Here is a 17314-nt window from a genome sequence, read left to right on the forward strand (position 1 = left end):
CATCAAACCGAAACTGAAAGGTCTGAGCCCGGTAGAGTACCGGGAGCGGGCCCAATCGGCCGCCTGATCCCGTCCAAGTCTCGGGGGTCACTTCACCTTGGGGGCTTGGCCGCGGCATCCATGCCGCGGACACCCCCGCCACCGGACCCACCCCGCCTCCGACAGATTTCCGCGATCTGCGGTAGATCCACGCCATGCGTGGATGCTCCCCGGTAGTGCCGGCCGCTGGCCGGCAACAAGGGAACGTCGGAAGTCAGGCATTTAAGAGCGCAGCGACCGGCTTCTGCTTTTGATTTTTTGTTCTGTCTTTCGTGGCTGACCGCGCAGGAACCTGTCCGTGGCCGGGCGGGTGGGCTGCGCAGGGGCGTGAGCCGCATGGATGCGGCGACCGAGCTTACATGGACGTACTTGCAGCGTCCCCTGCGCAGCCCACCCGCCCGGCCAACCCCCAGAAATCCGCTGTAAGCGACCCACCCCAGCCACGAGGGGCTCCGCCGATGGCCGCCGACCGCGCGCAGCGCCGCTCTCCATCCGAATCCCGGAACCATGCGCTTGCTCACGGATTGACCACGCGATTGATGACAACGTTGTCCCCACCTGGCGCCGGACTCTCTCCCCGGCCTCCCAGGTACCTCCGTCCGGCCCCACCCGTCGCCTTCCCGGGCGACGCCCGGACCTGCGTCACGCGCGGCGCCATCGGGGCCCGCGCGCCCTTTGATCGGAGACTTACCCATGTACGACCCGATTGTGCGCAGTGCCGAACGTGCGACCCGAAGCTGTCGTCCCCGCCGCCTGGCCTGGCTGCTCGCCGTGGCCGCCGGTGCCGCTGCCCTGCCCGGCCTGGCGCAGGCCGCCAGCTGTGCCGGCGTGGCCCAGTGGGACCAGGCCAAGATCTACCGGGCCGGCGATACCCTGCAGAAAGGAGGCGTCCTCTATCGGGCGAACCAGGACATCTGGAACGCGCCGCCGGACCATCCGGCCGGTGCGCCCTATTACACCAACCTCGGTGCCTGCGATGGCAGCGGCGCCAACCAGCCGCCGGTGGTCAGCCTGACCTCGCCGGCCAACGGCGCCACCTTCAGCGCCGGCAGCACGGTCAACGTGACCGCCACCGCCAGTGATCCGGACGGCAGCGTCGCCAAGGTCGAGTTCTTCCGCGATGGCAGCACGCTGGGCGTGGCCACCAGTGCGCCGTATGCGGCCAGCTGGACCAATGCCAGCGCCGGCAGCCACACCCTGCGCGCGGTAGCCACCGACAACAACAACGCCACCAGCAGCACCGCGACCATCACCATCACCGTCAACGCCGCCGGTGGCGATACCACCGCACCGAGCGTGCCGGGCGGACTGGCGGTCGGCACGCGTACCGCCAACAGCATCGCGCTCAGCTGGAGCCCGTCCACCGACAACACCGGTGGCAGCGGCGTGGCTGGCTATGACGTGTACCGCAATGGCAGCCTGGTCGGTTCACCATCCAGTGCCAGCTACGTCGATGGCGGCCTGACTGCATCGACCACTTACCGCTACCGTGTGCGTGCCCGCGACAACGCCGGCAACGCGTCCGCGCAGGGCACCGAGATCAGCGCCACCACGCTGGCCGGCGACGGCGGCACCACCGGCAAGCGGGTCATCGGCTACTTCACCCAGTGGGGCATCTACGGCCGCAACTACCGGGTCAAGAACATCGACAGCAGCGGTTCGGCCGCGCGCCTGACCCACATCAATTACGCCTTCGGCAACGTGCGCAACAACCGCTGCGAAGTGGGCGTCACCCAGCCGTCGGATCCGAACAGCGGTGCCGGTGGTGATGCCTTCGCCGACTACACCAAGGCCTTCAGTGCCGCCGAGAGTGTCAGTGGCAGCGCCGATACCTGGGACCAGCCGCTGCGCGGCAACTGGAACCAGCTCAAGCAGCTCAAGGCCAAGTACCCCGGCATGAAGGTGCTGATCTCGCTGGGTGGCTGGACCTGGTCGCGCGGCTTCTCCAGCGCGGCGCGCCCGGAAAACCGCCAGGCCTTCGTCGCCTCGTGCATCGATGCCTACATCAAGGGCAACCTGCCGGTAACCGACGGTGCCGGTGGTGCCGGTGCCGCGCTGGGCGTGTTCGACGGCATCGACATCGACTGGGAATACCCGGTGGCGTGCGGCATCGAATGCGGCAAGCCGGAAGACAACGCCAACTTCACCGCGCTGATGGCCGAGTTCCGCCGCCAGCTCGATGCAGTGCGTCCGGGCCTGCTGCTGACGGTGGCGGTGGGTGCCGGCATCGACAAGATCCGCGTCACCGACCCGGCCGCGTACCACCCGTACCTGGACTACATCAACGTGATGACCTACGACTTCCACGGCGCGTGGGATGCGAAGACCAATCACCAGTCGGCGCTGTTTGATTCGCCGAATGATCCGTCCACCGGCGACCAGAAGCTGTACAACAGCAACGACGCCATCGAGGCCTTCATCAGCCGTGGCGTGCCTGCCGCCAAGCTCAACCTGGGCATCGGCTACTACGGGCGTGGCTGGACCGGTGTGGCCAACGCCAACAACGGCCTGTACCAGACCGCGACCGGCGCTGCCCCGGGCACGTATGAAGCCGGCATCGAGGACTGGAAGGTGCTGAAGAACCTGGCGTGGCCGGGCTACACCGACAACACCGCCGGTGCCACCTGGATCTACAACGGCAGCACGCTGTGGAGCTTCGACACCCCGGCCAACATCACCCGCAAGATGGGTTACGTGAAGACCCAGGGCCTGGGCGGCGCGTTCGTCTGGGAGTTCAGTGGTGACGATGCACAGGGCACGCTGACCAAGGCGGTCAGTGATGGCCTGAAGTAAGAAAAAAGCCGGGGATGCGGCACGCATCCCCGGCCTCCCACCTGTAGAGGTCGGCGGCGATCAGCGCTTGGCCGACAGCTTTTCCAGCGCCGCGCGCAGCTGCGCCGGCGGCAGGTAGCCCCCGAGCTGGGTGCCGTCCGGCGCGAAGATCGCCGGCGTGCCGTTCACGCCCAGCTGCTGGCCCAGTGCGTACTGCATCGCCACCGGGTTCGTGCAGTTCTTTGCCGGCACGCTGCCACCGCGCTTGGCGTTGGTCAGTGCCTGGCGGCGATCGGCCGCACACCAGACCGAGATCATGTCGGTGTAGTCCTTGCTGCCGAGGCCCATGCGCGGGAATGCCAGATACTCCACCGAGATACCGTTGCGGTTGAGCTCGGCGATGTCCTGGTGCAGCTTGCGGCAGTAGCCGCACTCGATGTCGGTGAACACGCTGATGGTGTACTTGGCATTCGGCGCGGCGAACACGATGCGGTCGCCATGGTTGGCCTTGGCCAGCAGATCGCGACGGTAGCCGAGCAGGCCTTCGCTGTTGGCCGGGCCCTTGGCACGGGTGTCGTAAGGCTGCGACTGGAACAGGTAGCGACCGTCGTCGGACACGTACAGCAGCTGGCCGGAAACGACCACCTCGCGGAAGCCGGGGAACGGCGCGGCACCGATGTAGTCCACCTTGAAACCGGGGTTCAGGGCAGTCAACGCGGCGCGCACGGCCTGGTCGGCAGGCGCGTTGGCGGCCGGGCCGGGCTTGGCAGCAGCGGCAGGCGCCTTGGCGGCTGGCGGGGCCGGCTGGGCGCAGGCAGTCAGGCTGAGCGCACCGAACACGGCGGCGATGGCAAATCGGAGCATGGAGCAGTCCGCAACAGAAGAAGACCCCGGATTCTGACACAGCCACCGGCACCGGGCCGCGACGCCGCGCACCGCCCGGGGCCGGGGTTCAGGACACGGCTCAGCCGCGCGGATGATGCCGGGCGTGCAGTTTCTGCAGGTGCTCGCGCGCCACCAGGGTGTAGATCTGGGTGGTCGACAACGAGCTGTGGCCAAGCAGCATCTGCAGCGCGCGCAGGTCGGCACCGCGGTTGAGCAGATGGGTGGCGAAGCTGTGGCGCAGGCCGTGCGGGCTGATCCGCGCCGGGTCGATGCCGACCACCTGCGCGTGGCGCTTGACCAGGTGCCAGAACGCCTGCCGGGTCAGCGCATGCAGCGTCGGCTCGACAAACAATGGGGTCTGCCCATCGGCCAGCGCCTGCACCTTGCCCTTGCCGACCAGCAGCGGGCGCGATGCCTGTAGATAGCGCTCCAGCCAGTGCTGCGATTCCTCACCCAGCGGCACCAGCCGTTCCTTGCTGCCCTTGCCGGTGACCCGCAGCACGCCCTGGCGCAGGTTGACCGCGGTGGCCGGCAGCAGCACCAGCTCGCTCACGCGCAGGCCGGCGGCGTACATCAACTCCAGCATGGCGCGGTCGCGCAGGCCCAGCGGGCTGTCGATATCCGGCGCTGCCAACAGCGCGTCGATCTGGCTTTCGGCCAGCGCCTTGGGCAGCAATCGTGGCAGCTTGGGCGGATCCAGCAGCGCGCTGGGGTCCTCGCCGCGTTCGCCACGGCGCACGCCATCGGCGAAGAACGCCCGCAGCGCCGACAGCAACCGCGCATTGCTGCGCGGCGACCAGCCATGACGGGTGCGCCAGGCCAGGTAGTCGAACAACCCCGGGCGCTCGATGCCGGCCAGGCCACCATCGCGCCCATCCATCCAGCGCGCCAGCCCTTCCAGGTCGCGCCGGTAGCTGTCGAGGGTGGCGCGGGCGAGACCGTTCTCGGCCCAGATCGCATCGAGGAAGCGCTGGATGCGCATGCTGTCGTCGGCGCGCAGTTCAGGCAGTTGCTGGACCAGCTGGCGGCGTTCGGCGGGGGTGGAAACAAGGGCCATGCGTGCAGGATACGAGGGCCACTGCGGATGCGGCCAGCATTGCGTATGCTCGGCGCATGTCCCGCCCCGCCATTGATACGGCCCCTGCGGCCACTACCGAGCTGCCCCGCCCGCGTGCATTGCTGCTGTGGCGCGTGCTGGCGATGGTCTACGACGCGCTGCCGGTGCTGGCGCTGTGGATGTTGGCCGGCACCCTGTTCACCCTTGCCTACACCTTCAGCGGCCACGCCCAGCGCGAGAACATCGCACCGTTCAGCGCCTGGCAGTGGCTGCTGTGGGCGGTGTGCTGGCTGGTCACGGGGTGGTATGCCACGGCCAGCTGGCGCCGCGGCGGGCAGACGCTGGGCATGCGGCCGTGGCGCTTGAAGCTGGAATCGAGTGATGGCGCGCCGCTGCGACGCACGCAGCTTTGGCTGCGCTTCGTGGTGGGCACGCTGTCGCTGCTGCTGGGCGGCCTGGGATTCTGGTGGGCATGGGCTGACCGCCAGCGGCTGACCTGGCACGACCGCGCCAGCGGCACCCGCGTGGTGCGCATGCCCAAGCGCTGATGCGCATCCAGTAGCGTCGAGCCATCCTCGGCAGTTTCGCGATGCACTCGAGAGCCGAGCATGGGCTCGGCTCCACACGATCAACGCAGCGATCAGCCGGCTGGCGCCGGGTCCGGCAGGATCACCGCCGGCTGCGTCCAGAGGTCGAAGAAGGCGGACGCAAACGCATTGGCCTGCACATCATCGGCCACCGGCGACTGTCCGCTCAACTGCGCACGGGTCTTCACGAAGTCCTGCCACAGCTTCAGGCTGGCCTTCTTCAGGCGCCTCTGCTCCCCCGCGTCGGTGGCCGCCAGATAGCGCGCATAGAGGTCGCGCATCGGTTTGCCCTGAGCCTCATAGGCCGCCGGGAGCGCCGGCAGTTGGGCCGGGGTGAATGCCACCGATGCCGCCGGCACCTGGTAGCCGCCCGGCCCGAAGGCCACCTTCAGGTCTTCCCCGGCGTCCAGGTACTCGAAGAAGCCGGGCACGTTGTAGAGCTTGGTCCGGTAGTCGGACGAGGTTTCCGGGCTGTTGGACACCACCGTATCGGGCAGCTCCCCCATCAGCCCAACGTCCCAACGGCGCGGAATGAACAAACCGGTCGCCTTCACGTAGGGGCCCTCGATCTCCACGTCGTTCAGTTCGATCTTAGACGCCAGGCCACCGGAGTTGGTCTTGCTGGTGACGTACTGCTCGGTGACGATCACGTACTCGGCCATGGCCGGGTTGATCAGCCCACCGATCCCATCGGCGTAGACAACCATGCGTACGCTGCCGATCTTCTCGCTCTGCAGCCGGTACTGGCCCGGCTCCAGGACCAGGGGCATGGAGGTGTGCGGCGGCAGGGTATGCACCTGCTGGTCGACCGACAAGGTCAGCGGTGCATCCGTCGGGTTGTCGATCTCGAAGTCGACGGTGGAACGGCTGCAGCCGGCAGAAAGCAGCACGGCCGCGATGTACGGCAGAAAGCGTTGGAAGCTCATGTTCGTCCTTGAAGTGAAACGGAAACAGCCGGGCCTTGCCCGGCTCCCTGGGAATCAACCCGACTTGCGTCGGAACAGCAGTCCCGATATCGCCAGCATCACGATCGGCGGCAACGCATAGGCAATGCGGTAATCGAACTTCAACGCGCCGGCCATGCGGCCGAAGAACAGCTGCAGCAGCCAGAAGCCCAGCGCGAACAGGATGCCGAGGAACAGGCGCTTGCCCATGCCACCACTGCGCAGCGAGCCGAACGCGAACGGCACCGCCGCCAGGCACAGCGCCAGCACGTTCACCGGGTAGAACCAGCGGCTCCAGTACACATCCTCGTAGTCGCGCGCATCCAGACCGTTGCGCTCGCGGTATTCGATGCTGGTGCGCAGTTCGGCCACACTGAGGTTGCGCGGCTTGGCGATGCCGGTGGCCAGCGCGCCGGCGTCCAGCTTGGAGTTCCACGGCTCGCGCGCCACTTCCTCGCGCGTGGCCGAACGTTCACCAAAGGTATCGCGGCGCACGCCGGTCAGCACCCAGCCGTCACGGTCATGCTCGGCCGTATCCGCATGGGTCAGCGAGGCGATCCGACCATCCTCGGCGATGCGATACAGGCGCACGTCACGCAGGATCAGCCGCGTGCCCTTGTCGCCCACCAGCTGCTCTTCGCCACCGGCGGCGCTGAGGAAGGTATCGCCCTCGCGCGCCCACAAACCGGAATAGCGGGTGGTGGAGATGTCCCGCCCCCATTTGGCACTGGACTTCAGCGCATCGGCACGGTCCTGGCCCCAGGGGCCCAGCGTCTCGGCGCTGAGCACCATCACTGCGGTAAGCAACGACAGGGCGATGGCCACCGATACGCTCAGGCGCTTGCGCGACAGGCCCAGCGCACGCAGCGCGGTCAGCTCGGAGGTCGCGGCCAGCTGGCCCAGGCCCATCAGTGCACCGATCACCGCAGCCGTGGGGAACATGGTGTAGGCACGGCGTGGCACCGTATACAGCACCCAGGCGGCCGCATGCCCCAGGGTGTAGCCGTTCTTGCCGATGTCCTTGAACTCGCCGGAAAACGCCATCACCACGTCCAGGCCCACCAGTACGGCCCAGGTCAGCAGCACCGTGGTGAACACCGACTGGCCGAGATACAGGTCGAAACGCATCGGACGCAGTCTCATGCGCGGGCTCCCTTCGGGCGGCCCAGGCGGCCATCACGTGCATACATCCAGATCGCCAGCGCCAGCAGCGGCAGGGTCAGCCACCACAGGCCAAGCGCAGGCGGAATCTTGCCGTTGGCGATCCAGCCACTGCCGATGAACATCAGGTTGGTGCCCACCATGTAGGCCATCAGCGCCAGCATCATCCGCCCGTAGCGCTGCTGGCGCGGCGAGCTGCGGCCCAGCGGCACGGTCAGCAGCGCAAACGCCAGTGCGATCAACGGCGGGGCAAGGCGGCGATGCAGCTGTGCCTGCGCCTCGGGCCGGTCATCGCCGAACAGCTGCGTGGTCGGCATCAGCTCCGGATCATCGCCGGTACGGGTCTGCGCACCGTCGGGCAGGGCCACATCGTTGCGGGCGAAGGTGGCCAGGCGGTAATCCAGCCCCCCGGCCACCGGTCCTTCCACCTGGTGGCCATCATCCAGCTCCAGGAAGCGCTGGCGGGCGCCTTCGAAGAACATGCGCCCCCCTGCGGCGGACACGACTTCCAGGCGATCGTCCTTCTGCCGCTGCAGGAAGACCCGGCCCAGCTGGGTACCATCGGGCGAGATCGAGGACAGGTAGACCACGCCACCGTTGGGCAGCTGGGTGAAGCGGCCCGGCTCCAGGCCCGCCATCAGAACGCTTCGATTGGCCTCGATGATCATCTGCTCGGCTACCCGGCCGGCCCACGGGCCCAGCCACAAGGAGCAGGCGCCGACCAGCGCCACCACCGGCACCACCAGCATCAGCAGCGGCCGCAGCAGGCGTTTGGGGCCCACGCCAATGGCAGTGATGACGGCCATTTCCGAGTCGCGGTAGAGACGGGCCACCGCCAGCAGCAGGCCCAGCATCAACGCCAGCGGCAGGATCAGTGGCAGGTAGGCGATGAACTGCAGGCCCAGCTGGGAGAACAGCAGCTTGGCCGGCAGGCGCCCGTCGGCGATGTTGCCGAGGATGTCCACCAGCACGCCGCCCACGCTGACCACCAGCAGGACGATCAGGGTAGCCAGGAAACTCTGGACGAAATCGCCCAGCAGGTATCGGTCGAGCTTCAGCATGGGGCGGTGGTTTAAACTCTGGGGTTCGTTCGCGGTGCCGCCCAGTCTACTGTCTGGGCGTAAACGGCCTGCGATTGTACGGACTCGCCAATGGAATCTGCTCAATGGCCCTCGAATTCACCCTGAACCACGTTGCTCCGGCCGCCGCCGCCGTTGATTGCCTGGTGGTCGGCGCGTATGCCGACCATACCCTGACCCCCGCCGCACAGGCCCTGGACGCCGCCAGCGGCGGCCGCCTGGCCTCGCTGGCCCAGCGCGGCGACCTGTCCGGCAAGACCGGCGCCACCACCCTGCTGCACGACCTGCCGGGCGTGTCCGCCCCGCGCGTGCTGGTGGTCGGTCTCGGTGACGCCGCCCGCTTCGGTGTGCCGCAGTACCTGAAGGCCGTTGGCGACGCCGTGCGCGCGCTGAAAGCAGGCGCTACCCGCAGCGCACTGTTCACCCTGTCCGAAGTGGCCATCAAGGACCGCGACGCGGCCTGGGCGATCCGCCAGGCGGTGATCGCCGCCGATCACGCTGCCTACCGCTACACCGCCACTCTGGGCAAGAAGAAGGCCGACGACGTCGGCCTGGCCCAGCTGGCCATCGCCGGTGACGACGCCCAGGCCCTGGCCCAGGGCCAGGCCATCGCCGCCGGTGTCGAGTTCGCCCGCGAGCTGGGCAACCTGCCGCCGAACTACTGCACCCCGGCCTACCTGGCCGAGGTGGGCGTGAAGTTCGCCGGTGAGCATGACGGTGCCGAGGCCGAGATTCTCGATGAGCACCAGATGGAAGCGCTGGGCATGGGCTCGCTGCTGGCCGTGGCCCGTGGTTCGGCCAACCGCCCGCGCCTGGTGGTGCTGAAGTGGAACGGCGGCGGCGACGCCAAGCCGTACGTGCTGGTCGGCAAGGGCATCACCTTCGATACCGGTGGCGTCAACCTGAAGACCCAGGGCGGCATCGAAGAGATGAAGTACGACATGTGCGGTGGCGCCAACGTCATCGGCACCTTCGTCGCCGCGGTCAAGGCCAAGCTGCCGCTGAACCTGGTGGTGGTGGTGCCGGCGGTGGAAAACGCCATCGACGGCAACGCCTACCGCCCGTCCGACGTGATCACCTCGATGTCGGGCAAGACCATCGAAGTGGGCAACACCGACGCCGAAGGCCGCCTGATCCTGTGCGATGCGCTGACCTATGCGCAGCGCTTCGAACCGGCCGCGCTGGTCGACGTCGCCACCCTGACCGGTGCCTGCATGGTCGCCCTGGGCCACCAGACCGCCGGCCTGATGAGCAAGCACGACGACCTGGCCAATGAACTGCTGGCCGCCGGCGAGCATGTATTCGACCGCGCCTGGCGCCTGCCGTTGTGGGACGAGTACCAGCCGATGCTGGATTCGACCTTCGCCGACGTCTACAACATCGGCGGCCGCTGGGCCGGTGCGATCACCGCGGGCTGCTTCCTGTCGCGCTTCACCGAAGGCCAGCGCTGGGCCCATCTGGACATCGCCGGCGTGGCCAGCGATGAAGGCAAGCGTGGCATGGCCACCGGCCGCCCGGTCGGCCTGCTGAGCCAGTGGCTGCTGGACCAGGCCGCCCGCGCCTGATGCCGTACCCGACCCTGGCCGGCCCCCGCTGGCCAGGGCCTCGCCCGGCACCGCCGGGCCCCTGCCTGACCCGGATCCTGCCATGCCCCGCGCCGACTTCTACCTGATCGCCAAGCCCCGCTTCCTGACCGAGCCGCTGCGCCTGGTCTGCGAACTGGCGCGCAAGGCCAACGACGCCGGGTTGTTCACCCTGGTGCTGGCCCGCGACCAGGCCCAGGCCGAGGAGCTGGACGAGCTGCTGTGGGCGTTCGACAACGATGCCTACATCCCGCACCAGATCGCCGGCGAAGACATGGACGAGGAAGAGGCCCTGGTGCTGATCGCCGTACCCGGTACCGACGCGCCGGCACGCCCGCTGGTGATCAACCTGCGCGATGAACCCTGGCTGGGCCAGTGCGAACGCGTGCTGGAAGTGGTCCCGGCCGATCCGGAAGCGCGCGAACCGCTGCGCGAACGCTGGCGCCAGTACAAGGCCGCCGGTTACGAGCTGAACAAGCACGACATGTAAGCGCGCCCCGGCCCCCTTGATGGGCCGCCGCCGCGCCCTGATCCTTCAACGATTACCTCCTGGTTCCCCCGCATGACCCAACTCGCCTCCAGCTACGACCCGAAGTCCTTCGAGACCGACCTCTACGAGGCCTGGGAGAAGGCCGGCCACTTCAAGCCGTCCGGCAAGGGCGAGCCGTACACCATCCTGCTGCCGCCGCCGAACGTGACCGGCACGCTGCACATGGGCCATGCGTTCCAGCAGACCCTGATGGACGCGCTGGTGCGTTACCACCGCATGCGCGGCTACGACACGCTGTGGCAGGTCGGTACCGACCACGCCGGCATCGCCACCGAAATGGTGGTCAGCCGCAACCTGGCGCTGGAAGGCAAGGGCGAGACCCGTGATTCGCTGGGCCGCGAAGGCTTCATCGGCAAGGTCTGGGAGTGGAAGCAGCAGTCCGGCGATACCATCGAGCGCCAGATGCGCCGCCTCGGCACCTCCGCCGACTGGTCGCGCAGCACCTTCACCATGGACCCGCAGCCGTCGGCGGCGGTCAACGAAGCCTTCGTGCGCTGGTACGAGCAGGGCCTGATCTACCGCGGCCAGCGCCTGGTCAACTGGGACCCGGTGCTGAAGACCGCCATTTCCGACCTGGAAGTGGAGAGCGCCGAGGAAGACGGCTTCCTGTGGTCGATCGCCTACACGCTGGATGAGGGCCTGAGCTACGAGCACATCGAGCGCGATGCCGACGGCGTGGAAACCCTGCGCGAAACCCGCGACTACCTGGTGGTCGCCACCACCCGCCCGGAAACCCTGCTGGGCGATACCGCGGTGATGGTGCACCCGGAAGACGAGCGCTACGCGCACCTGATCGGCAAGAGCGTGGTGCTGCCGCTGACCGGCCGCCGCGTGCCGTTGATCGCCGACGACTACGTGGACCGCGCGTTCGGCACCGGCGTGGTCAAGGTCACCCCAGCGCATGATTTCAACGACTACGAAGTGGGCGTGCGCCACAGCCTGCCGATGATCAACCTGTTCACCCCGGTGGCAGCGCTGAACGAAAACGCGCCGGAGCGTTTCCAGGGTCTGGACCGCTACGCCGCGCGCAAGGCCGTGCTGGCCGAACTGGAAGACCTGGGCATCCTGGTCGAGACCAAGGCGCACAAGCTGCAGGTGCCGCGCGGTGACCGCACCGGCCAGGTGATCGAGCCGTACCTGACCGACCAGTGGTTCGTGAAGATGGACGACCTGGCCAAGCGCGGCCTGGAACTGGTCGAGGACGGAAGCATTTCCTTCGTGCCGCCGAACTGGATCAACACCTACCGCCACTGGATGAACAACATCCAGGACTGGTGCATCAGCCGCCAGCTGTGGTGGGGCCACCGCATTCCGGCGTGGTTCGACGAAGCCACTGGCAGCTGCTACGTCGGTCGCAGCGAAGAGGAAGTGCGGGCGAAGCACAACCTGGGCAGCGACGTGGTGCTGAACCAGGAAAGCGACGTGCTGGAGACCTGGTTCTCCTCGCAGCTGTGGCCGTTCTCCACCCTGGGCTGGCCCAACGAGCAGGCCATGGCCGAGCGCGGCTTTGATCGCTACCTGCCGTCGTCGGTGCTGATCACCGGCTTCGACATCATCTTCTTCTGGGTGGCGCGCATGATCATGGCCACCGACAACCTGGTCGGGAAAATCCCGTTCAAGGACGTCTACTTCACCGGCCTGATCCGCGACGGCCAGGGCCAGAAGATGTCCAAGAGCAAGGGCAACGTGCTCGACCCGCTGGACATCATCGACGGCATCACCATCGACGACCTGGTCGCCAAGCGCACCGGCGGCCTGATGCAGCCGAAGATGGTGGAGAAGATCGAGAAGGCCACCCGCAAGGAATTCCCGGACGGCATCGCCGCCCACGGTGCCGATGCGCTGCGCTTCACCATCGCCGCGCTGGCCACCCACGGCCGCGACATCAAGTTCGACATGAACCGCGCCGAGGGCTACAAGAACTTCTGCAACAAGCTGTGGAATGCCAGCCGCTTCGCGCTGATGAACACCGAGGGCGCGGCGTTCACCGGCGTTCCCAGGCCGCGTACCGATGCCGAGCGCTGGATCCTCGCGCGCCTGGCCGCCACCACCGCCGAAGCGCAGGGCCATTTCGCCGCCTACCGCTTCGACCTGCTGGCGCAGTGCCTGTACGAGTTCGCCTGGAACGCGTTCTGCGACTGGTTCCTGGAACTGAGCAAGCCGGCACTGAACGGTGCAGACGCCGCCGACGCCGAAAGCACCCGCCACACCCTGCTGTACGTGCTGGAAGCGCTGCTGCGCCTGCTGCACCCGCTCACGCCGTTCATCACCGAACAGCTGTGGCAGCAGCTGGCCCCGCGCCTGGGCCTGGCCGAAACCACGCTGTCGCTGCGCCCGTACCCGACCGCCGCCGAGTTCGAAGGCGATTTCGCCCAGGCCGAGGCCGACGTGGAATGGCTGAAGGCGGTGATCAGTGCCGTGCGCCGCGTGCGAAGTGAGCTGAACGTCGCGCCGTCCAAGCTGGTGCCGCTGCGCCTGCAGGCCGGGCTGGAGCAGGACCGCGTGCGCATCGAACGCTTCAGCGCCTCGCTGTCGTTCCTGCTGAAGCTGGACAGCATCCAGTGGCTGGCCGAAGGCGAAAGCGCACCGCCGGCCGCCGCCGCGATCGTGGGCGAGCTCAAGCTGCTGGTGCCGTTGGAAGGCCTGGTCGATCTCGATGCCGAGCGCGTGCGCCTGGACAAGGAAATCGCCCGCGTCGAAGCGGAGAAGGAAAAGAGCGAGACCAAGCTGGCCAAGTTCACCGACAAGGTGCCGCCGGCCGTGGTCGAGCAGGAGCGCGTGCGACTGGCCGACTGGAACACCCAGCTGGCCGGCCTGCGCGAGCAGCGCGCGAAGCTGTAAGCGCCGCGCTCTGGTGCGTGCCAACCAGGGTTGGCACCTGCCCTGCCTCGCTCTGGTGGGTGCGGACCTTGGTCCGCACTGAGCGACGTGCCAACCAAGGTTGGCACCCACCAAACCCGGAACATTTCCCCGGCATGGCATCATCGCCCGATGCCTCTTTCCATCTTCCTGCTGGTCCTCGCGGCTGCGGCCCTGCATGCCAGCTGGAATGCGATCGTCAAACGCGGGCCGGACAAGTTCCTCGGCACCGTGCTGGTCACCGGCAGCGCCGCGCTGCTGTCGGCGGCCGCCCTGCCCTTCCTGCCGTTCCCGGCCGCGCACAGCTGGCCCTGGCTGGCTGCATCCGTGCTGCTGCAGGTGACCTACTACGGACTGGTGGCACGCTGCTACCAGCAGGTCGACATGAGCCTGGCCTATCCGCTGATGCGTGGCAGCGCGCCGATCCTGGTTGCGCTGGCCGGCACCCTGCTGGGCGAGCAACTGCCCCCGGCGGCGTGGCTGGGCGTGGTCCTGGTGAGCAGCGGCATCCTGTGCATGGCACTGGGCGCACGTGGCGGCCAGCTGCGGCTGCCGCTGCTGACCGCGGCGATGATCGCCACCTACACCCTGGTCGATGCGCAGGGCGCGCGCCAGTCCGGTGGTGCGCTCAGCTATACGCTATGGCTGTTCCTGCTGTCAGGCATCCCACTACCCCTGTGGGCGTTGTACACCCGCGGCGGCGCAGTGCTGGACTATGCGCGCCAGCACTGGCCGCTGGGACTGGCCGGTGGCGTCGGCACCACGGCGTCCTACGCGATGGCATTGTGGGCCATGACCCAGGCGCCGGTGGCGATGGTCTCGGCGCTGCGTGAATCCTCGATCCTGTTCGCGTTGCTGATCTCGGTGTTCCTGCTGCGCGAGCGGATTCCGCGTGCGCGCTGGCTGGCGGCGGCGCTGATCGTCGGCGGTGTGTTGGCACTGCGGCTGGCGTGAGAAAAACGTGCCAACCAAGGTTGGCACCTACCACGGCAGGTGACGTGTCGATGACAGCGGAGATCCACCGGTAGTGCCAGCCGCTGGCCGGCAACCCTTCTCCGTTACAACGGCGGCATCGTCTGCAGGTCGCCGTCGACCAGTTCGATCGCCATCACCACCGCATCCTCGCGGCCCTGTGCGGCCGGATAGTAGCGCGGGCGGCGGCCGATCTCGTTGAAGCCTTCGCTGTGGTACAGCGCCAGCGCCGGCGTGTTGGACGGACGCACTTCCAGGAACACACGCTGCGCACCGCGGTTGCCTGCCAGCTGCACCAGTGCGCGCAGCAGTTGGCGACCCAGCCCACGCGACTGCGCCAGCGGATCGATGCAGATGTTCAATACATGTGCCTCATCGGCGGCAATACTGAGCACGCCGTAGCCGATCAGCTGGCCATCGCGCTCCATCGCCAGGCCGGGATAACCGGCACGCAGGCAATCAACGAAGATGCCGCGGGTCCATGGGAACGGATACCCACGCACTTCAATCGCCATCACCGCATTGAGGTCGCTCTCGCGCAATGCGCGCAGGCTGACCGGGCCGGGCTGGCTGACCGCACTCATGGTGCGCCCCGCTTGCGCAGGGCGCGCAACTGCGGCCACAACGCGCGCTTGGCGGCCGGGTCCTGACGCAGCTGGTCCAGCGGCCAGCTGTCCATCAGCGCCTGCGTGGCGGGGTCGTTGGGATTACAGCCGGAGGCACGCAGCAGTGCGATCTGCAGGCGATCCGGGAGCCGCACCACCGGCTGCCGCGCATTGCCACCCGGCAGCGGGCGGCCAGCGGCGGGCGCGGTGTCCGGTGCGGTGACGGGGGTCTCGCGACGCGTAGGTGCCGGGCGTTCCTGGCGGGAACCCGGTGTGGCTTCAACCGGAGGCTCGCGCGCGGGGGCGATTGGTGCCCGCACCTGCTCCACCGCTGGAGCGGCAGCCGCATCGGCTTCGGCCACGCTCAACTGCAGCGCGGCATCCAGCTCCGCAGCCAACTGGCCGTCGTGATAGACGGTGTAGCCCATGGCCTGCAGCCAGGCCTGCTGGGCCGGTGACCACAGCACGGGCAGTTCCTGGCTCACGCGGCCTCGGGCTTCTTGCGCAGGCGCTGCGCGGCCCACATCACCGGGCCGGACAAGGCGTACAGGATGCCGACCGCGAACAGCACGCGCGGCAGATCAATGACCGCGATGGCGATGGCGACCGGCACCAGGGCCAGCACCAGGAACGGCACGCGGTCGGAACGGGTGCCCTTGGCGCCGCCACCCTTGAAGCTCCAGAATCGGATACGGCTGACCATCAACAGCGCCGCGACGATCGTCACCGCCAGCGCCACGTAGCGCAGCTGGTTGCCGTCCCAGCCCAGGTTGCCATCGGCGAAGGCCCAGACGAAGGACATCATCAGCCCGGCCGCGGCCGGGCTGGCCAGGCCGACGAACCAGCGCTTGTCGACCACCGCGACCTGGGTGTTGAAGCGGGCCAGGCGCAGCGCCGCGCAGGCGGCATACAGGAAGGCCACGGCCCAGCCGACGCGGCCGAGCAGCGGGTCATCGAACTTCAGCCACGACAGGGACCAGTGGTACATCACCAGCGCCGGGGCCATGCCGAAGCTGACCAGGTCGGCCAGCGAGTCGTACTGGACGCCGAACTCGCTACTGGTACCGGTCAGGCGCGCCACGCGCCCGTCCAGGCCATCCATCACCGCCGCCACGAACACGGCGATGCTGGCATTGACGAAATCCCCGTTGGCCGCGGCGATGATCGCGTAGAAGCCGGCGAACAGGCCGGCGGTGGTGAACAGGTTGGGCAGCAGGTAAATCGTGCGCGAACGCGGCGGCGGTGTGATCGGGTCCATGGAATCCAGTTTAATCGACTTGCCAGTGCTCGGCGCCAATGCTGCAATCGGCGTTCTACGCCCATTCCGCGGAGTTTGCCATGCGTGCCCTGTCCTGCCTTGGATGCCTGCTGCTGTTGGCCAGTGCCAACGCCGTGGCCGGCCCGGTCTATAAATGGAAGGACGCCCATGGCGTGACCCAGTATTCGGAGACCCCGCCGGCGGGCAAGAAGTTCGAGACCCGCGAGCAGGCCCGCACCCCGCAGGCCGCGGCCAGCGCCGAGACCCCGGCCGCGCCGGTGCCGGAGCAGTGCAGCACCGCCCGTGCCAACCTGGCCCTGCTGGAAGGCTCCGGCCAGGTGATGCAGGACACCAATGGCGACGGGAAGGCCGATACCGCGTTGACTGCGGAACAGCGCAGCGCGCAGAAGGGATTGGCGGAGGCCGCCATCAAGGCTTACTGCCCGGCAGAGTGAGGGTTATCGGCAGGGCTTGCAGCCCTGCACCTGCTTCAAGCAACGGCAACGTCAAATGCCAAAGCGGCTCTGGTTTTCTACTGGTTTGGCGGGGCGGTGTGGGCTGGCAGGACACGCCGTAAACCCATCCCTGGGGGCTCGATGGCGCCATCCATGGCGCCAACGGTCCTGCCAACCCACACCGCCCCACCCCCGACAGGTTCCTGGTGACGGTGGTAGATCCACGCCATGCGTGGATGAAATCTGTCAGATCTCGAATTGAATCCGGGGTCAGATCCGTTTTCCTACGGAAAACGGATCTGACCCCAGGAGCCATTCCGATAGCTCGCAGGAAACTGTCGAAGGCGGGGTGGGTCCGGTTGCGGGAGTGTCCGCGGCATGGATGCCGCGGCCAAGCCCCCAGGGTGAAGTGACCCCCGGGAGTTGGACGTCAGATCCAACCCCGAGGGATACATGAACAGATATGACGCACGTTTCAAACTGCAGGTCGCCAAAGAGGCCTGCAAGA

Annotated in this window: 15 protein-coding genes; 7 read left to right on the forward strand and 8 right to left on the reverse strand. The window is 67.8% G+C overall.

Annotated features, from left to right (window positions below):
- Window positions 1-732 precede the first annotated feature (732 nt).
- Window positions 733-2832: a glycosyl hydrolase family 18 protein gene (locus AC5P7E_RS20705; protein WP_049418527.1), complete on the forward strand. Its 2100-nt coding sequence runs from the start codon at window positions 733-735 to the stop codon at window positions 2830-2832.
- 60 nt (window positions 2833-2892) lie between these two features.
- Here the strand turns inward: AC5P7E_RS20705 and AC5P7E_RS20710 are convergent, their stop codons facing one another.
- A complete protein-coding gene (locus AC5P7E_RS20710) occupies window positions 2893-3675 on the reverse strand; it encodes a DsbC family protein (RefSeq protein WP_024958538.1) in 783 nt (260 codons plus the stop codon).
- A gap of 100 nt (window positions 3676-3775) precedes the next feature.
- On the reverse strand, window positions 3776-4753 hold the full coding sequence (gene xerD / locus AC5P7E_RS20715; RefSeq protein WP_114619161.1) for a site-specific tyrosine recombinase XerD: 978 nt from the start codon (window positions 4751-4753) through the stop codon (window positions 3776-3778).
- Between the two features lie 56 nt (window positions 4754-4809).
- Here xerD and AC5P7E_RS20720 point away from each other — a divergent pair, with 56 nt between their 5' ends.
- On the forward strand, window positions 4810-5301 hold the full coding sequence (locus AC5P7E_RS20720) for an RDD family protein (protein WP_032966420.1): 492 nt from the start codon (window positions 4810-4812) through the stop codon (window positions 5299-5301).
- Between the two features lie 92 nt (window positions 5302-5393).
- Here the strand turns inward: AC5P7E_RS20720 and AC5P7E_RS20725 are convergent, their stop codons facing one another.
- The 3 genes from AC5P7E_RS20725 to lptF are packed head-to-tail and all read right to left on the reverse strand — an operon-like array spanning window position 5394 to window position 8506.
- The gene (locus tag AC5P7E_RS20725) at window positions 5394-6266 is read right to left on the reverse strand and encodes a hypothetical protein (protein WP_060380336.1); all 873 of its coding nucleotides are present in this window, start codon (window positions 6264-6266) and stop codon (window positions 5394-5396) included.
- 54 nt (window positions 6267-6320) lie between these two features.
- Window positions 6321-7427: an LPS export ABC transporter permease LptG gene (gene lptG, locus AC5P7E_RS20730; RefSeq protein WP_005408015.1), complete on the reverse strand. Its 1107-nt coding sequence runs from the start codon at window positions 7425-7427 to the stop codon at window positions 6321-6323.
- The gene (gene lptF / locus AC5P7E_RS20735) at window positions 7424-8506 is read right to left on the reverse strand and encodes an LPS export ABC transporter permease LptF (protein WP_005408014.1); all 1083 of its coding nucleotides are present in this window, start codon (window positions 8504-8506) and stop codon (window positions 7424-7426) included. The genes lptG and lptF overlap by 4 nt, the downstream gene beginning before the upstream one ends.
- Before the next feature lie 104 nt (window positions 8507-8610).
- On the opposite strand from lptF, the gene AC5P7E_RS20740 reads away from it, so the two are divergent.
- The 4 genes from AC5P7E_RS20740 (at window position 8611) to AC5P7E_RS20755 (ending at window position 14470) form a co-directional block, all read left to right on the forward strand.
- Window positions 8611-10089: a leucyl aminopeptidase gene (locus AC5P7E_RS20740; protein WP_114619162.1), complete on the forward strand. Its 1479-nt coding sequence runs from the start codon at window positions 8611-8613 to the stop codon at window positions 10087-10089.
- Between the two features lie 82 nt (window positions 10090-10171).
- The gene (locus AC5P7E_RS20745; protein ID WP_005408012.1) at window positions 10172-10597 is read left to right on the forward strand and encodes a DNA polymerase III subunit chi; all 426 of its coding nucleotides are present in this window, start codon (window positions 10172-10174) and stop codon (window positions 10595-10597) included.
- Between the two features lie 72 nt (window positions 10598-10669).
- Complete coding sequence (locus tag AC5P7E_RS20750; RefSeq protein WP_114619163.1) at window positions 10670-13498, forward strand: valine--tRNA ligase; 2829 nt, start codon at window positions 10670-10672, stop codon at window positions 13496-13498.
- Between the two features lie 150 nt (window positions 13499-13648).
- On the forward strand, window positions 13649-14470 hold the full coding sequence (locus AC5P7E_RS20755; RefSeq protein ID WP_111197589.1) for an EamA family transporter: 822 nt from the start codon (window positions 13649-13651) through the stop codon (window positions 14468-14470).
- Between the two features lie 104 nt (window positions 14471-14574).
- On the opposite strand, the gene rimI is transcribed toward AC5P7E_RS20755, so the two are convergent.
- Genes rimI through pssA form a run of 3 tightly spaced genes read right to left on the reverse strand, consistent with a single transcriptional unit; the run spans window position 14575 to window position 16351 of the window.
- A complete protein-coding gene (gene rimI, locus AC5P7E_RS20760; protein WP_032964690.1) occupies window positions 14575-15072 on the reverse strand; it encodes a ribosomal protein S18-alanine N-acetyltransferase in 498 nt (165 codons plus the stop codon).
- Complete coding sequence (locus AC5P7E_RS20765) at window positions 15069-15578, reverse strand: hypothetical protein (RefSeq protein WP_062607847.1); 510 nt, start codon at window positions 15576-15578, stop codon at window positions 15069-15071. Before AC5P7E_RS20765 ends, rimI begins: the two co-directional genes overlap by 4 nt.
- On the reverse strand, window positions 15575-16351 hold the full coding sequence (gene pssA, locus AC5P7E_RS20770; protein ID WP_059036242.1) for a CDP-diacylglycerol--serine O-phosphatidyltransferase: 777 nt from the start codon (window positions 16349-16351) through the stop codon (window positions 15575-15577). The genes AC5P7E_RS20765 and pssA overlap by 4 nt, the downstream gene beginning before the upstream one ends.
- 80 nt (window positions 16352-16431) lie before the next feature.
- Between pssA and AC5P7E_RS20775 the strand changes: the two genes are divergently transcribed.
- Complete coding sequence (locus AC5P7E_RS20775; protein ID WP_005408006.1) at window positions 16432-16806, forward strand: DUF4124 domain-containing protein; 375 nt, start codon at window positions 16432-16434, stop codon at window positions 16804-16806.
- The last annotated feature ends 508 nt before the right edge of the window (window positions 16807-17314 follow it).

The organism is Stenotrophomonas sp. YJH_SMC_25, from assembly GCF_059369595.1.